The organism is Phnomibacter sp., assembly GCF_036803085.1.
In the GTDB taxonomy this organism is placed as follows: domain Bacteria; phylum Bacteroidota; class Bacteroidia; order Chitinophagales; family Chitinophagaceae; genus Phnomibacter.
Genome location: NZ_DAIRUZ010000009.1, coordinates 213,543 through 227,334, shown reverse-complemented (window position 1 = coordinate 227,334; position 13,792 = coordinate 213,543). Strand labels below are relative to the sequence as shown.

15 protein-coding genes and 1 tRNA gene are annotated in these 13,792 nt (G+C 47.4%); 5 read left to right on the top strand and 11 right to left on the bottom strand.

Annotated features, from left to right (window positions below; all coding sequences use genetic code 11):
* Positions 1 to 331: 331 nt before the first annotated feature.
* From V7Q13_RS16395 to V7Q13_RS16375, 5 genes are all read right to left on the bottom strand, one after another.
* Positions 332 to 607 (bottom strand): type II toxin-antitoxin system RelE/ParE family toxin, encoded by a 276-nt coding sequence (locus tag V7Q13_RS16395; protein ID WP_333801749.1) that lies wholly within the window; start codon positions 605 to 607, stop codon positions 332 to 334.
* Between the two features lie 10 nt (positions 608 to 617).
* Positions 618 to 854: a hypothetical protein gene (locus tag V7Q13_RS16390; RefSeq protein ID WP_333801748.1), complete on the bottom strand. Its 237-nt coding sequence runs from the start codon at positions 852 to 854 to the stop codon at positions 618 to 620.
* A gap of 185 nt (positions 855 to 1,039) precedes the next feature.
* Positions 1,040 to 2,065, bottom strand: a complete 1,026-nt coding sequence (gene pheS, locus V7Q13_RS16385) for a phenylalanine--tRNA ligase subunit alpha (protein ID WP_333801747.1) — start codon at positions 2,063 to 2,065, stop codon at positions 1,040 to 1,042.
* A gap of 189 nt (positions 2,066 to 2,254) precedes the next feature.
* Positions 2,255 to 2,914 (bottom strand): tetratricopeptide repeat protein, encoded by a 660-nt coding sequence (locus tag V7Q13_RS16380; protein WP_333801746.1) that lies wholly within the window; start codon positions 2,912 to 2,914, stop codon positions 2,255 to 2,257.
* Between the two features lie 49 nt (positions 2,915 to 2,963).
* Positions 2,964 to 3,413, bottom strand: coding sequence for a VOC family protein (locus tag V7Q13_RS16375; protein WP_333801745.1), 450 nt, complete (start codon positions 3,411 to 3,413; stop codon positions 2,964 to 2,966).
* An 89-nt stretch (positions 3,414 to 3,502) separates the two neighbouring features.
* Here V7Q13_RS16375 and V7Q13_RS16370 point away from each other — a divergent pair.
* A tRNA-Arg gene (locus tag V7Q13_RS16370) sits at positions 3,503 to 3,574 on the top strand.
* Between the two features lie 99 nt (positions 3,575 to 3,673).
* Here V7Q13_RS16370 and V7Q13_RS16365 read toward each other — a convergent pair.
* Together V7Q13_RS16365 and V7Q13_RS16360 are read right to left on the bottom strand one after the other, a co-directional pair.
* The gene (locus tag V7Q13_RS16365) at positions 3,674 to 4,588 is read right to left on the bottom strand and encodes a ClpXP adapter SpxH family protein (RefSeq protein WP_333801744.1); all 915 of its coding nucleotides are present in this window, start codon (positions 4,586 to 4,588) and stop codon (positions 3,674 to 3,676) included.
* Between the two features lie 35 nt (positions 4,589 to 4,623).
* The gene (locus V7Q13_RS16360) at positions 4,624 to 5,079 is read right to left on the bottom strand and encodes a DoxX family protein (protein ID WP_333801751.1); all 456 of its coding nucleotides are present in this window, start codon (positions 5,077 to 5,079) and stop codon (positions 4,624 to 4,626) included.
* A 127-nt stretch (positions 5,080 to 5,206) separates the two neighbouring features.
* On the opposite strand from V7Q13_RS16360, the gene V7Q13_RS16355 reads away from it, so the two are divergent.
* The 3 genes from V7Q13_RS16355 to V7Q13_RS16345 all read left to right on the top strand — a co-directional run bounded on the left by V7Q13_RS16355 (position 5,207) and on the right by V7Q13_RS16345 (position 9,828).
* Positions 5,207 to 5,494 carry a winged helix-turn-helix transcriptional regulator gene (locus V7Q13_RS16355; protein WP_333801743.1) on the top strand — a complete coding sequence of 96 codons (288 nt, stop codon included), beginning with the start codon at positions 5,207 to 5,209 and terminating at the stop codon, positions 5,492 to 5,494.
* Between the two features lie 213 nt (positions 5,495 to 5,707).
* Positions 5,708 to 7,705, top strand: a complete 1,998-nt coding sequence (locus V7Q13_RS16350; RefSeq protein WP_333801742.1) for a heavy metal translocating P-type ATPase — start codon at positions 5,708 to 5,710, stop codon at positions 7,703 to 7,705.
* A gap of 137 nt (positions 7,706 to 7,842) precedes the next feature.
* The gene (locus V7Q13_RS16345; RefSeq protein ID WP_333801741.1) at positions 7,843 to 9,828 is read left to right on the top strand and encodes a glycoside hydrolase family 2 protein; all 1,986 of its coding nucleotides are present in this window, start codon (positions 7,843 to 7,845) and stop codon (positions 9,826 to 9,828) included.
* Between the two features lie 10 nt (positions 9,829 to 9,838).
* Here V7Q13_RS16345 and V7Q13_RS16340 read toward each other — a convergent pair whose 3' ends face one another.
* The gene (locus V7Q13_RS16340) at positions 9,839 to 10,264 is read right to left on the bottom strand and encodes a 6-pyruvoyl trahydropterin synthase family protein (protein WP_333801740.1); all 426 of its coding nucleotides are present in this window, start codon (positions 10,262 to 10,264) and stop codon (positions 9,839 to 9,841) included.
* 91 nt (positions 10,265 to 10,355) lie between these two features.
* On the opposite strand from V7Q13_RS16340, the gene V7Q13_RS16335 reads away from it, so the two are divergent.
* Positions 10,356 to 10,787 (top strand): pyridoxamine 5'-phosphate oxidase family protein, encoded by a 432-nt coding sequence (locus tag V7Q13_RS16335; protein WP_333801739.1) that lies wholly within the window; start codon positions 10,356 to 10,358, stop codon positions 10,785 to 10,787.
* 78 nt (positions 10,788 to 10,865) lie between these two features.
* Here V7Q13_RS16335 and V7Q13_RS16330 read toward each other — a convergent pair whose 3' ends face one another.
* From V7Q13_RS16330 to V7Q13_RS16320, 3 genes are read right to left on the bottom strand one after another with little or no spacing between them, the layout of a single operon-like run.
* Positions 10,866 to 11,864, bottom strand: coding sequence for an MBL fold metallo-hydrolase (locus V7Q13_RS16330; protein WP_333801738.1), 999 nt, complete (start codon positions 11,862 to 11,864; stop codon positions 10,866 to 10,868).
* Position 11,865: 1 nt separating this feature from the next.
* Positions 11,866 to 12,318 carry a DUF1569 domain-containing protein gene (locus V7Q13_RS16325; protein WP_333801737.1) on the bottom strand — a complete coding sequence of 151 codons (453 nt, stop codon included), beginning with the start codon at positions 12,316 to 12,318 and terminating at the stop codon, positions 11,866 to 11,868.
* 43 nt (positions 12,319 to 12,361) lie between these two features.
* Positions 12,362 to 13,783 (bottom strand): aldehyde dehydrogenase, encoded by a 1,422-nt coding sequence (locus V7Q13_RS16320; protein WP_333801736.1) that lies wholly within the window; start codon positions 13,781 to 13,783, stop codon positions 12,362 to 12,364.
* Positions 13,784 to 13,792: the final 9 nt, after the last annotated feature.

Sequence of the window (13,792 nt, the reverse complement as noted above, 5' to 3'; positions counted from 1 at the left end):
TAAAATTAGACAGATACTCTAATTATTAACTGCCGAATTTTGGGTCCGCCTACACCATCTGCACTGCAGTTGGTGAAAAAGGAAATACTCTTTTTAAAGCATGTGAAAGCCCGGAGGATGGTGTTGATGATTTGTCTGGTTGCAACACCGCTTTGCTGCATGACGAACGGTAACAACAGCGTACCTCATCTTATGCTGAATGCTTTGTACAGGAACGCCTCCCAGTCCAAATATGCAATTTCTTGTAAATCTGAAATCAGATGCTCCGCCTTTGCTGGTGGCCCAACCAACAATGGCAAAATAATCTACCAGGCTTTGTATGCTTACGCTTTCACAAAGGCCTCATGGCTGCATGCCTAACAGCTATAATAATGACGTTGCCAGCTTCAATTTCATATACCAGCAAATACGGAAAGCCCTGCAACCTGTACCGCCTGAAGTGTTCATTGAGGGCAGTGTAGTGTTGCGGATGATGCTGTAGCTTCACACAGGCTTCTTCAAATGCGCTGATAAATTTCCATCCCAATCCTTCTTGCTGCGTTTCGTACCATTGAAAAGCTTCTTGCAATTCATGAAAAGCTTCTGCCTGTACTTGTAGGTTATACATGCACCAAACCTTAGTTTTCAGGTTTCAGTTTTTGCATTACTTCTTCTAAAGAGAATATAGCCGAAGCGCCAGCCATTCTACTTTGGCGGCGGCGTTCAAATTCAGCCATATCTGTTGCAGAAAAACTGTGCTCTGCCTGCTTCATATCCGGATATTGACTGGCTATTTTATACAGCAATGCGAGCAAATCTTCATCTGCATTATTGATGTATAAGTGAAGTTGATTTCTGATTTCAGCAATGGACATACCAAAAGTTTGAATGATGATATGAAGATAAAAAACTTTTCGCCTTTATTAGCCTATCAACCAACTATGGCAATGGTTTACCCGCCTTTGTGCTCCTTATTTGCCTTCGTGCCTTGGTGGTTCAAATAAAAATCCAGTGCCCACCACCCGTGAACACTGGAACTTTCAAACTTGTCAAACTTGTATTACGCTCCTGTAAACTGTCGTAAAAAACGCACATCGTTTTCGCTAAACAGGCGCAGGTCTTTTACCTGATACTTGAGCATGGTAATGCGTTCGATACCCATACCAAATGCAAAGCCGGTGTACTTGTTAGGATCGATGCCACAATTTTGCAACACATTGGGATGCACCATACCGCAACCCAAAATTTCTACCCAACCGGTGTGCTTACACACGTTACAGCCCTTGCCACCACAAATGAGGCAGCTGATGTCCATTTCGGCACTGGGCTCGGTAAAGGGAAAATAGCTGGGGCGGAAACGCACTTTCACATCCTGCCCAAACATCTCTTTCACAAAGAAGTAGAGCGTTTGTTTCAGATCGGCAAAGCTCACGTTTTCGGCTACATACAATCCTTCTACCTGATGAAAAAAGCAGTGTGCTCTTGCGCTGATGGTTTCGTTGCGGTACACTTTGCCGGGCATAATCAGGCGGATGGGCAGCTTGCCTTTTTCCATTTCCCGAATTTGCACATTGCTGGTATGCGTACGCAGCAACCACGCTGGGTCCTGGCTGATGTAGAACGTATCCTGCATGTCTCTGGCCGGGTGATCTTCGGGCAGGTTGAGGGCACCAAAGTTGTGCCAGTCGTCTTCAATTTCGGGGCCTTCTGCTACCGCAAAACCGAGCCGCTTGAAAATATCGACAATGCGGTTGCGAACGATGCTGATGGGATGGCGGCTACCCAGTGGCAACGGATCGCCGGGCAGGCTGATATCGTAATCGAAGCTAAACTCAGTATTGCTTTCCAGTGCTGCCTTCAGCGTTTCGTAGCGTTCTTCGGCGGCCAGTTTAAAGGCATTCAATATTTGGCCAAACTCCCGCTTCTGTTCGTTGGGCACATTTTTCATTTCACCCATCAGGGTTTTTACCAACCCCTTGGTACCGAGGTATTGAATACGGAATGCCTCCAGTGCTTCGGCGTTGGGCGCTTCGGCAGCGGCTATATCGGCCTGATGTTGCGCTATTTGTGTTACAATGTCTGTCATAGGTGGCGGCAAAGATAAGCGGTAGCTTACAGGGAATTGAGTTGAAGGAGTTGATTTGTTGATGAGGAGCGAATTGCCAGGACCACAGTAAGCCGATGATTTTGTGAACCTGCCAAACAGTGGTGCAAAAAAAATGGTTTGAGGCAAATATTACCTCAAACCATTTTGGTGTTTTGTCAGCAGTTACAATTAACCCGGAATGCGGCTGATGTAGCTATTGAGTTTCTTGATTTGTTCTACCACGTCTTTGTTGGTAGGCTTTTGTTCTTTGGCTTTTCTATACATGTCTTTGGCGGCCCGCAGGCTACGCATGTCGCCTTTATTCATGTATATCTGGCACATTTGCAGGTAGGCCATGGCAGCACCATCGGCATCAGGAATACCGGCACGGAGGGCGGCACGAATGTAGTTTTCGCCCTGCTTCAAATCGCCACGCTGCATGGCCAGCATGCCCAGCTGCAACTTGTTGGCACCTTCGGCTTCGGCCATGGGCATGCCCAGCTGTTCGCTGCGCTTCATGTGTTCTTCTGCACCTTTAAAATCCTGGCGCATCATGGCCATTTGTCCTTTCAGCGTATAGTAAGCACTGCGAATGGGCTTGTACAGCAGGTTGGGAAACCAAATCATGCCCAGCACTTTTTCAGCACCTTCCATATCGCCGGCCTCAATGTACTCCTGAATAAGGCGCATGGGACCAATGAAGAAGTGGCTGGCAATAGCAATTACCGCCAACAAATACAACACAAAAGATGGCCAGAAGCCGGAATACACATTGACGAAAATGGCCAGCGCCAAGGCTACCAAACCCAACCAAAACCGATACCGCAACAGCCAATTATAAAACTTCATATTTTTTCTTTTGGGGTGGCAAAGATAACAGGTTGCACCACTTGTGGGCTCAGTGCTGATCGTTTACTTCAATCCAGTAGCCGTCGGGGTCTTGCAGGTACACTTGCTTTACGCCATCGGGGCGCAGGGTATAGCGGTTTTTCTCTCCGGCCCAGTTTTCAAAAGCCATGCCTGCTTTTTGCAGTTTGGCAATGAATGCATCCACCGACGCTACTGAAAAACACAAGTGGCTTTCCTTGATGCTCACCGGAATTTTACTGCCCTGAATAAGATGTAAAGCCCCCTGTTCTGATATTATGAGCCATACATGCCTGCCATCATGAAAGGGCTCGGGAATGGTATCGAGCCCCAGCAGGTGCTGGTAAAAGGCGGCGCTTTTGCCCAAATCTTTTACCGTAAAAGCTATGTGGTTGAAGTGGGTGGGCTTATTGGCAGGCGTAATTTGCGCCGGCAATAACTGGCTGTAGAGCAAAGCACAGAGTAATAAAAAACGGTACATACAACAATTGGATTTGCAATGAAAGTAAGCCCAATGGCAGCAGTTTCTGCATTTCTATTAATTTCGCCGCAAGCTGTAAGGCTGTTACCGGCCCGGTAGTTCAATGGATAGAATAGGAGTTTCCTAAACTCTAGATACAAGTTCGATTCTTGTCCGGGCTACTGCAATAAAAAACGCTATCGAATATTGGGTAGCGTTTTTTTTATTCTTTCCAACCAATAAGGCAGTATGCGCTGTTGCCATTGCCGCCAAATTGGCGCTTACTTCTTCCTCCACAAATGGCCATTCTTAGTTTCGATGATGTCGAGCTGGCCGTTAGTAGATAGCTCTTGCAACAAAGCTGTTGCTGCTTCTATTGGCGCAGCAGATAACTCGGCAAACTCTTTGGCCGTAAGCGAAGCAAACTTACTGAACAAGCTTTGCCAATCGGATGCATAGGGTTGCTTTTCGGCTGTTGGTTGCAGTTTGGATATCACATTTTCAAACACTGCATACGGCTTGTAGCCGTACACTTTTTCCTGGTTGCCATTGCTGTCTGCAAAAAACAAGGTGGGAAAACCCCGCACCCCAAGTTGCTGTGCCAGCTGCAAGTCTTCGGCAAACAAGTTATTGGCTTCGCCATCGGCATCTTTTTGCAACTGCACTACATCCAATCCTGCATGCTGTGCTGCTTTATGTAAATGCTCCCATTTGCAAATATTTTTCTTTTGTAAAAACAGCATTTCCCGCATCACCCTAAGAAATACAACGGCCTTTTCTTTATGCTGCATTTGTGCCGCTTTAAAAGCAATAGAAGGCGGATAGGATGAAGACAAAGGATCTTCTAACCAAACATCACCATCAATAGGCATATTGTAGTAGGCACTTACTTCATCCCAGTGATGTGCTACATCAGCCGGCTTGCTGATGCCACCACTGTTGTATTTCCAGTCGGGCAAGAGGCCGCCCATTTTGTAATCAATATCAATGAGGTGGCCATACTCCAGTTTCAACTTGCGCAACTGTGGCTCTATGCCCCAGCAAGAAGAACAAATAGGATCGGTGAAATACAATACTTTGATGGTAGAAGGAGCTGTAGCAATCGTGCTATTATTTGTTGTATCATTTATTTCAGGCACAGCACACATGCCGGTTTCTATATCGCACAATAAAGGGTTGTTGTTTGTAGTGTCCATATCTGTGTTTGTTTATTGTAAAATGAGGATTTGTTTTATTTGCTCAGGCCTTTTTGCTGCAACAAATAATAGATAGAAAACTTTCCGCTTCCGGTAATCATCAGTACCAGATATACCAGCAGAAAATGCAACGACATTTCTTGTACTGCAAACGGGTCGGCAGCATGGATGTAAAAAGCAGCCACCAACATAGTAGCCGCCAACAGGGCAGAAGCAATTCTTGTACCCAGGCCTACCATTACCAGCAATGAACATATAACTTCGGTGAAGACAGTTAATATCAATGATAACTGACTACTCATACCCATTACAGCCGGAAATTCTACTGGCGCTGATGAAAAAAGCTGCAACACTTTGGGCACACCATGGGTAAGCATGAGTGCAGCAATGCCCACTCTGGCCAATAAAATACCGATGGCGGTTTGGTTGCTATCGGGCTGAACCTTAAATAGTTTTTTCATTTTTTTAAAGATTGATTTGTAGTTATAAATGCGTTTGAGGGTTTAAACTAACTGAGGAATCATTGTTTTATGATTAGTTTTGTAATGCAAAGTTTCGAAAGGCTACTGGTGGAAACAATTAGTCAGAAAAACTTGACTGGCTGAAATCAAAAAAAGAATGGAAAACAGTTGCCCGGCAGAGGGTTTATTGAAAATGCTATCCGGCAAATGGAAGCCGCAAATCTTTCGCATGGCGGTGGATGGGCCGTTGCGTTTCAATGCACTCGTTAGGCAAATCAATGGCTCCAACAAACAGTCTATTGCTGTAGCCTTAAAAGAAATGGAAGAGCAGGGCTTGCTGGAAAAAACCACTGTCAGGCTCAAGCCATTGCACATCGAATACATGTTGTCAGCAAAAGGAAAAATGCTCATTCCTGTTTTTCATCAGTTGGAAAATTTGCTGTAACCGCCAACCCTTCCGTTCATTCATTAATGCAGGCTCCGTTGATGGCCGTGCTGATTTATTGAAAAGGATCTTTACTTCATTCGTTTTCCGCTGTAGCCTGCGGTGTTCCCTAACCTCTTTTCTACATCGGCCCGGCTAACCAATGTCATTCAAATCAAACCATGCTATACATAGCTTTACGGCAAGCAGCCCAACAGTTGCCAAAGCTTTTATATGACAGTTGTTTCAGATAAACCAAACATAGAGACTACAGAAAATCAATCTCCGGTTAGTTTGGCTGTGAAAAAAGAAATGATATTGGCCATTGCCTGCGGTATTTTTCTGATCGCAGGTTTCAGTCTCTCTTTTGTACAAGAGCTCAACCCGCTTGTATCCATACTGTGCTATATAGGCGCCTTTATTACCGGCGGTTTCTATACCAGCAAGCAGGCCATTCAAGACATCTTTAAAGGGCAATTTGAAATTGATTTTTTGATGATTGTGGCGGCGCTGGGTGCTGCAGCACTAGGCGAATGGGCCGAAGGTGCCCTCTTGCTGTTCTTGTTCAGCCTGGGCCATGCGCTGGAACATTTTGCGTTGGCCAAGGCAAAAAAATCAATTGAAGCCCTATCGGGATTGGCGCCAAAAACTGCCCTGGTACGGCAAGGCAATCTGCTACAAGAAATATCGATCGACGCTTTGCAAATTGGCGACGTGGTGGTGGTAAAACCCAACTCTAAAATTGCAGCAGATGGCATTGTGATTGTAGGTCACAGCAGTGTGAATCAGGCACCCATTACCGGCGAGAGCATGCCCGTTGATAAATCGCCAATGCCTCTGGAAAAAGTGACCAAAAAAGGAACAGAGAAAATTGCGGCTCAAAACAGTGTGTTTGCAGGCTCTATCAATGGCAGCGGAAATATTGAAGTGTATGTGACCCGTGTAGCTGCCGACAGCACCATTTCACGACTCGTAAAACTGGTGAACGAAGCACAAACCCAAAAATCTCCTACGCAACATTTCACCGACCGCATCGAAAAATATTATGTACCGGCAGTGCTGTTGTTGGTGACCCTTTTATTATTTGCTTTCCTCGTGATAGATGAACCATTTAGCGCCAGCTTTTACAGAGCCATGGCTGTATTGGTAGGCGCAAGTCCGTGTGCACTCGCTATATCTACCCCCAGTGCTGTGTTGAGTGGCGTGGCCAGAGCAGCTTGGGGTGGCGTATTGGTAAAAGGCGGCAAACCCTTGGAAGACCTCGGTTCGCTTACTGCCATTGCTTTCGACAAAACCGGTACTCTCACCGAAGGCAAGCCAACACTCACAGGTATTTATGCATTCAATAACTGCAGCGAAGCGTCACTGCTGGAAATTATTGTAGCTGTAGAACAGCTAAGTGATCACCCATTGGCTGCAGCCATTGTAAGAGATGGTAAAGAAAAGCTGAAAAAAGAAATTGCACCGGCTACATCGCTGCAGGCAATAGGCGGCAGAGGTGTAAAAGCCATCTATAACAACAAGCCGGTATTGATTGGCAACAAAGAACTTTTTACAGATAAAGGACAACACATTCCGGAAGACATTATCTCCAAAGCTGTATCGCTTGAAAGTGGAGGTAACACCACCATGCTGGTACAACTGGACAATGTATTTATTGGTATCATCGCCCTGATGGATGTAGCAAGACCGGAAGCTAAAGCGACCATTGCACAACTGCGGCGGATCGGCATCCGCAAAATGATTATGCTGACCGGTGATAACCAACAGGTAGCCGAAGCCATTGCAAAAGAAATAGGGCTTACCGATGCCTGGGGCAACCTGCTACCCGAGCAAAAATTGGCAGCCATTGAAAAACTGAAAGCCGCCGAACAAAAAATTGCTATGGTAGGCGATGGAGTAAACGATGCCCCCGCCATGGCCAAAAGTACTGTAGGCATAGCTATGGGTGCAGCAGGCAGCGATGTAGCCCTCGAAACTGCAGATGTAGCGTTGATGGCCGACAAGCTTACCAACCTTCCTTTTGTCATTGGCCTGAGCCGAAAAGCCCGGCAAATCATCAAACAAAATGTGGCCATCAGCCTGGGCATGGTGGTTTTGCTGATACCGCTTACCATATTGGGTATTGCTAAAATAGGACCGGCAGTTGTTGGCCACGAAGGCTCTACCATCGTCGTTGTTTTTAATGCCTTACGATTACTGGTGTACAAGCAAAAAAACATCGGAGCGTAATTGGCTTCATGCATGGCACTGAAGTACTGCGCTGCACAGTTGTGCAATTATTTTTTTATTGCCTCCAGTAGGAACCATTCACAAACATCAGGAACTTGCGGGCAGCATGTGTTTGCATTCGCCATGCACCAATTGGTATGATTCGTTGCTTGTTATGTTTCGCCGTATTGCTGATGGGTTTGGGAAAAGCTGCCGCTCAGCAACACATTCAATTGTTAAACAAAGGCTGGCAGTTTGCTGAGCAGGGCAGCAGACAGTGGCGGCCTGCTTCGGTGCCGGGTACTGTCCACACCGATTTGATGAAACAGCAAGTGATACCCGACCCGTACTACCGCAGCAACGAAAAAGCCGTGCAATGGGTAGATGATAAAAACTGGGTGTACAAAACCCAATTTGCCAGCAGCACCGCACAGCGCAATCATCAACACACCGACCTGGTTTTTGATGGCCTCGATACCTACGCCGATGTGTACCTCAACGGGCAATTGCTGCTGCAGGCCAACAACATGTTCCGGCAGTGGCGCATACCAGTGAAGCATTTGCTGAAAGCCAACAACGAGCTGCGCATTGTATTTCATTCGGCCAAAAAACAAGTAGCTGCTTTTGCCAAAGCCGATTCGCCACTCGTAATACCAGCCGAAAATCCACGGGTATATGCCCGCAAGGCACAGTACCATTTTGGTTGGGACTGGGGCCCCACTTTTGTTACCGCCGGCATTTGGAAAAATGTGTACCTCGACAGCTACAACCAGCCCGCTGCAGAAAAGCCTTTTCACAATCCCCGCAAGATTGAACTGGTGCAAGAGCCCGATAGCATCGGCAAATCTTTCTACTTCAAAATAGACGGCCAGCCCGTGTACATGAAAGGTGCCAACTACATTCCTTCGGATATGTTTTTGCCCCGTCTTACCAAAAACGATTATCGGCAAATACTGATGGCCGCCAAAAATGCCAACATGAACATGCTGCGCATTTGGGGTGGCGGCGTGTACGAAACCGAAGACTTTTATGACCTGTGCGATTCATTGGACATTTACGTGTGGCAAGACTTCATGTTTGCGGGTGGCATGGTGCCGCTGGATGAGGCATTTTTCTTGAACGTAAAAGAAGAAGTGATACAGCAGGTAAAAAGACTGCGCCACCACAAAAGCATCATTGTGTGGTGCGGCAACAATGAAGTGGAAGAAGCCTGGCACAACTGGGGCTGGCAAAACCAATTCAACCTGCACGGGCAAGACTCTGCCAAAGTATGGCATGCCTACAAGCGTTTGTTTAAAGACAGCATACCGGCATGGCTGCAGCAATACGATGGCACCCGGCCCTATGTAAGCACATCACCCATGCATGGCTGGGGCCGAGCGGCGAGCATTACGGAAGGCGATAGCCATTACTGGGGCATTTGGTGGGGCATGCAGGAAATAGAAATGTTTGAAAAAAAGACCGGCCGCTTTGTAAGCGAATACGGCATGATGGCCATGCCCAATATGAATACTACGGCTTCGGTTACATTACCGCAAGACCGTTATCTCTATTCCGATGTGTTGAAGACGCACCAAAAACATCCCACAGGTTTTCAAAACATGAATGGCTACCTGCACCAGTATTTCATGGACTCAGCCCGCATCAAACATTTATCGCTGGAGCAGTATACGTACCTCACCCAGTGCCTGCAGTATTATGCATTTAAAAACAGCATAGCCATACACCGTAGTAAATACCCGGTAAACATGGGCACATTGCTGTGGCAGCTCAACGATTGCTGGCCCGTAGCTTCCTGGGCCATTACCGATTACAGCCGACAGCCAAAGGCAGCGTGGTATGCCGTAAAAGAAGCTTACCGCGATGATGTGTTGCCCCAACGGGATGCTGTGCGGCCCAAGGCCTTGCAGCTATCCAAACCCAGCTACACACTGCAATGGAAAAATGCAGATACACTGCTGCTGAAAAGTAGTGTGTCCGCTAAATATGTGTACCTGCATGTGCCGGGCATCAACCTGCAGCTCAGCGACAACTACTTCGATTTGCAGCCCGGCGAAACAAAAGTAATCAGCATCAAAGGCTTACCGGTGAGCCAACGAAAAGCGTTGCGCATTTGGTCGCTGTACGATGTGGTGCATCAATAAGCAAGGAAAATTACGCTTCCCACTCAGCGTATGAGTCGGCTGTTTCGTACAACTTGAGGCGGCAGAGTTTTACCTCGGGTGGCATGGCGCCTTCAATGGCCGATTTTACTTTCAGCAGAATGTTTTCTGCGGTGGGTTCAATGGGCCAGATGTCGAGGTTTTCGAGGCTGCTCAGGTGCGGGTTTTGCGCCAGGTACGCTTCACTTAATATAATGCAGTGGTCCATTTTATCTACCACCTGCGCTTTTACAATGCGCTTCAAATCTTTGAAGTCCATTACAAAGCCGGTACCATCCAGAAAACCTTCGTTGGGGTTGGCCTGCTGCACCGTTACGTGCAACACATAGGAATGGCCATGAATATTTTTACAACTTCCGCAGTAGCCAAAAATGGCATGGGCAGTTTCGAACCGGAAAATTTTGGTCACACGTAACATAACATCAACACTTAAAAATCAAACAATGGCCGGGCTGTGCCGGCGCTGCAACGCCGCAAAAGTATTTGAAATGGGTTAGTTTTGGCCAAGGATGAATGCGCATGAACATATTGCTGCCTTTGTAGCAGCCCAAACGGTGGCCACGGTTTGTTGCACCAATGCCGATCAACAATTGCATTGCTTTAGTTGCTATTACGCTTTCGACGCCGGCCAAACGCTGCTCTACTTCAAAACCTCCGCCGATACCCAACACATGCAATGGCTGCAGGCCATGAAGCAAACAGCGGGCAGCATTTTGCCCGACAAACTGCAGAAGCTGGTGGTAAAAGGCATTCAATGGTCGGGCGTACTACTGGCCGAAAACGACCCGCTGGCGGCACATGCCGGCAAGCAGTACCACCTAAAATATCCGTTTGCGCTGGCCATGCCCGGCACGGTACGTACCATTCGCCTCGATATCCTCAAAATGACCGACAACAGCCTGGGCTTTGGCAGCAAAGTGCATTGGAAAAGAGGGGAATAGAGTTAATCAAAAATCAGCAAATAGAAAAGTACAACAACAGGGTAATTGATTCTTTTCATCTGCTACAACACCCATCCGTTATACATAATGCTTACCGCCAATGCTCAGGTGTAGCACATTGTCAATGTTGTGTGTTTCCTGCAGGCGCAGCATTTCTTGCTTGGGGTAAAAAATGGGTTCATCGCTCAAATCAAACGTGCCGTAGTGCATGGGTATAAGCTGGCGGGCACCCAATGTGTGCAGCACTTGCAGTGCATCGGCCGGGCTGGTATGCGATGGATGCATGAACCACTCGGGCTTGTACGCACCAATGCCAATAATGGCAAAATCAATACGTGGAAAGAGTTGGGCAATTTGTTCAAAGTGAATACCCAATCCGCTATCGGAACCAAAGTAAATATTGCCGGCACTGCTTTCGAGCATCATGCTGCCCCACAGCATTTCGTTGAGGTCGGTAAGGCCGCGGCGGTTCCAGTGTTTGGCCGGCAAGTAGGTTACCGAAAAATCTTCTTCGATATTGTAGCGCTGAAACCAACCCGCTTCTACAATGGGGTTGCTGATTTTCCACGATCGCAATAGTGGTGCCAGTCCAAGGCCGGTTAAAATAATGGCTTTGGGATTGAGGCTGCTGAGTATTTGTAGGCTGCGCTGGTCACAATGGTCGCGGTGATTGTGCGTCAGCAATATGTAGTCGATATGTTTTAAATCGGCCGCATCCATGGGCAGCGACGTGTAGCGTTTTATCTGATGCACTACCACGGGCAGCTTACCCAATATGGGATCGGTAATAATTTGCTTGCCATTGATACTGATAAGAAAAGATGCGTGACCCAACCAGGTAATGCCATTGTCGGTATTGCTCGTCAGCTTGGGCTGATGAATGACCTCAATACCATGCTGCTGCTTTTTTTTCAGCGGCTTCAATGGTTTTTTTTCTGCCTGCCATTTCAGTACGTCCCAATAGTTGCGCTGCGAAGGCCCGTCGAGATTGATGTACTGATGTTTATCGTTCAGCGGATTGCCGCTCCAGTTGTCGATGATAAAAGGTAAAGCCGGATTGTGTGTTGGTCTTGCCATATCAGCAGCTGAATTGTCTTAAATGATGATCGAGGTGTTTCCAAATGAGGCGGCCCCAGTCTTTGCGGCCCAGTTTGCCAAACAGCGGATGCGTAGCTTCGATATATTCTTTTTGCAACACAGCTTGCAGCGCATCTGTCAGTTTTGCTTTTTCTTCTGGTAGTGTTCCCACTTCGGGCTTTGCTTTTTTTACATCGAGGCTGGGTGCCGTGGGCGATTCTTTGGGCCAAGGAACAGCATAAATAGCCAGCCATGTAAAAGGCTGATACCGAAACATGGTATTCAGTACTTTGGTATCAGTTGGTTGCAACACAAATTCCAGCTGTTGCCGGCAGTGCCAGCACATTTCGGCAATGGTCATGGTGCCCCACTGCCTTGCGGAGGTTTCTTGCAGGGCTACAAGTCGCTGTTCTATTTGCTGCAATGCTGCAGGCTGCAAAATGCTATTGGTCATGTGGTAAAGGTATTGTTGTGCAGGAAGATGAATAAAGATTCGGTTACCGCATCAGTTTACGCAACACCTGCACATACCATTTTTTGTATGGCGCATACCAGAGTGGTGTATCGCCCAAGCGATGGCTGCGCATGATGCTTTTCAAATGTGAAAACTGATCGAAACCATATTTGCCATGATAGCCGCCCATGCCGCTGAAACCCACACCGGTAAAGGGCAGGTCGGTATTGCCCAGGTGAATAACACCATTGTTCACACAGCCTCCACCAAACTGAATGCCTTCCATAAAATAGCGTTCGGTGCTGCTGCTGTTGGTATACACATACAACGCTAACGGATACGGGTTTTTCGAAATGATGGCCTTGGCTTCTTCATGTGTATCAAAACCAATGATGGGCAAAATGGGGCCGAAAATTTCTTCCTGCATAATGGGCGAATCCATTGCCACATCATCGATGATGGTAGGTGCAATAAATAAATCTGCAGCATCGTGCTGGCCGCCATGCACAATATTGCCCTGCGATAAATAGCCCGTCAGCCGGTTGAACTGACGCAGATTGATGATGCGTCCCAAGTCGGGGCTTTGCTGCGGATCATCGCCATACATCTGCAGCAAATGTTTTTTCAATGCCGCTATCAGTTTGTCTTTTACGCTATAATGAACCAACACATAATCGGCAGCCACACAGGTTTGCCCGCAATTGAGAAAGCGGCTGAAAATGATTTTTTTCGCCGTGTAATCAATACTGGCATCGGCAGCTACCACGCATGGACTTTTACCACCCAGCTCCAGTACTACTGGCGTAAGCTGTGTAGCAGCGGCCTGCATAATTTTTCTGCCTACGGCAGTACTGCCGGTAAAAAATACGAGGTCGAGGTGATGTTTGGCAATCAGTTCCTCGCTTACCTGATGGCCAGGTCCGGTAACAATGGCGATGTAATCCGGTTCAAAGGTTTCCTCAATCATTTGCTTCAGCACAGCAGCTACATGCGGTGCTTCTTCTGAAGGTTTGAGGATGCTGGTATTGCCTGCGGCGATGCTGGCCATCAAGGGTTGTATCAGCAATAAAAAAGGATAGTTCCAGGGCGCCATAATGAGGCTGACACCCCGTGGCTCTGGTACCACTTTGCTGGTAGAAGGAAAAAACATGAGCGGCGTACTGCGGTGCCGTGGCTGCATCCAACCACGCAGGTGTTGTTGCGTATGTGTGAGCTCTTTATAGGCAGGCCCGAGCTCGGTACCGTAAGCTTCAAATTCATTTTTGCGCAGGTCTTTGTACAGTGCTTCCTGCAAAGGCTGCTCGTAACGGCCTATGGCTTTGCGCAACACGCCCAGCTGGGCTTTTCTAAAACCATAGCTGCGGGTTACACCCGACTGAAAAAATGCCTGCTGCTGTGCGTACAATTGTTGCAACTCTTCAGCCGTATGGCTGGCTACTGCACCAGGATATATTTCTGTTGTCATAAATCAGCA

Coding starts and splice junctions, on each gene's coding strand:
- V7Q13_RS16395 (WP_333801749.1), bottom strand. CDS start 607: ATGTATAACCTACAAGTACAGGCAGAAGCTTTTCATGAATTGCAAGAA.
- V7Q13_RS16330 (WP_333801738.1), bottom strand. CDS start 11,864: ATGGCAAGACCAACACACAATCCGGCTTTACCTTTTATCATCGACAAC.
- V7Q13_RS16350 (WP_333801742.1), top strand. CDS start 5,708: ATGACAGTTGTTTCAGATAAACCAAACATAGAGACTACAGAAAATCAA.
- V7Q13_RS16355 (WP_333801743.1), top strand. CDS start 5,207: ATGGAAAACAGTTGCCCGGCAGAGGGTTTATTGAAAATGCTATCCGGC.
- V7Q13_RS16335 (WP_333801739.1), top strand. CDS start 10,356: ATGAATGCGCATGAACATATTGCTGCCTTTGTAGCAGCCCAAACGGTG.
- pheS (WP_333801747.1), bottom strand. CDS start 2,065: ATGACAGACATTGTAACACAAATAGCGCAACATCAGGCCGATATAGCC.
- V7Q13_RS16375 (WP_333801745.1), bottom strand. CDS start 3,413: ATGTACCGTTTTTTATTACTCTGTGCTTTGCTCTACAGCCAGTTATTG.
- V7Q13_RS16340 (WP_333801740.1), bottom strand. CDS start 10,264: ATGTTACGTGTGACCAAAATTTTCCGGTTCGAAACTGCCCATGCCATT.
- V7Q13_RS16320 (WP_333801736.1), bottom strand. CDS start 13,783: ATGACAACAGAAATATATCCTGGTGCAGTAGCCAGCCATACGGCTGAA.
- V7Q13_RS16390 (WP_333801748.1), bottom strand. CDS start 854: ATGTCCATTGCTGAAATCAGAAATCAACTTCACTTATACATCAATAAT.
- V7Q13_RS16380 (WP_333801746.1), bottom strand. CDS start 2,914: ATGAAGTTTTATAATTGGCTGTTGCGGTATCGGTTTTGGTTGGGTTTG.
- V7Q13_RS16325 (WP_333801737.1), bottom strand. CDS start 12,318: ATGACCAATAGCATTTTGCAGCCTGCAGCATTGCAGCAAATAGAACAG.
- V7Q13_RS16345 (WP_333801741.1), top strand. CDS start 7,843: ATGATTCGTTGCTTGTTATGTTTCGCCGTATTGCTGATGGGTTTGGGA.
- V7Q13_RS16365 (WP_333801744.1), bottom strand. CDS start 4,588: ATGGACACTACAAACAACAACCCTTTATTGTGCGATATAGAAACCGGC.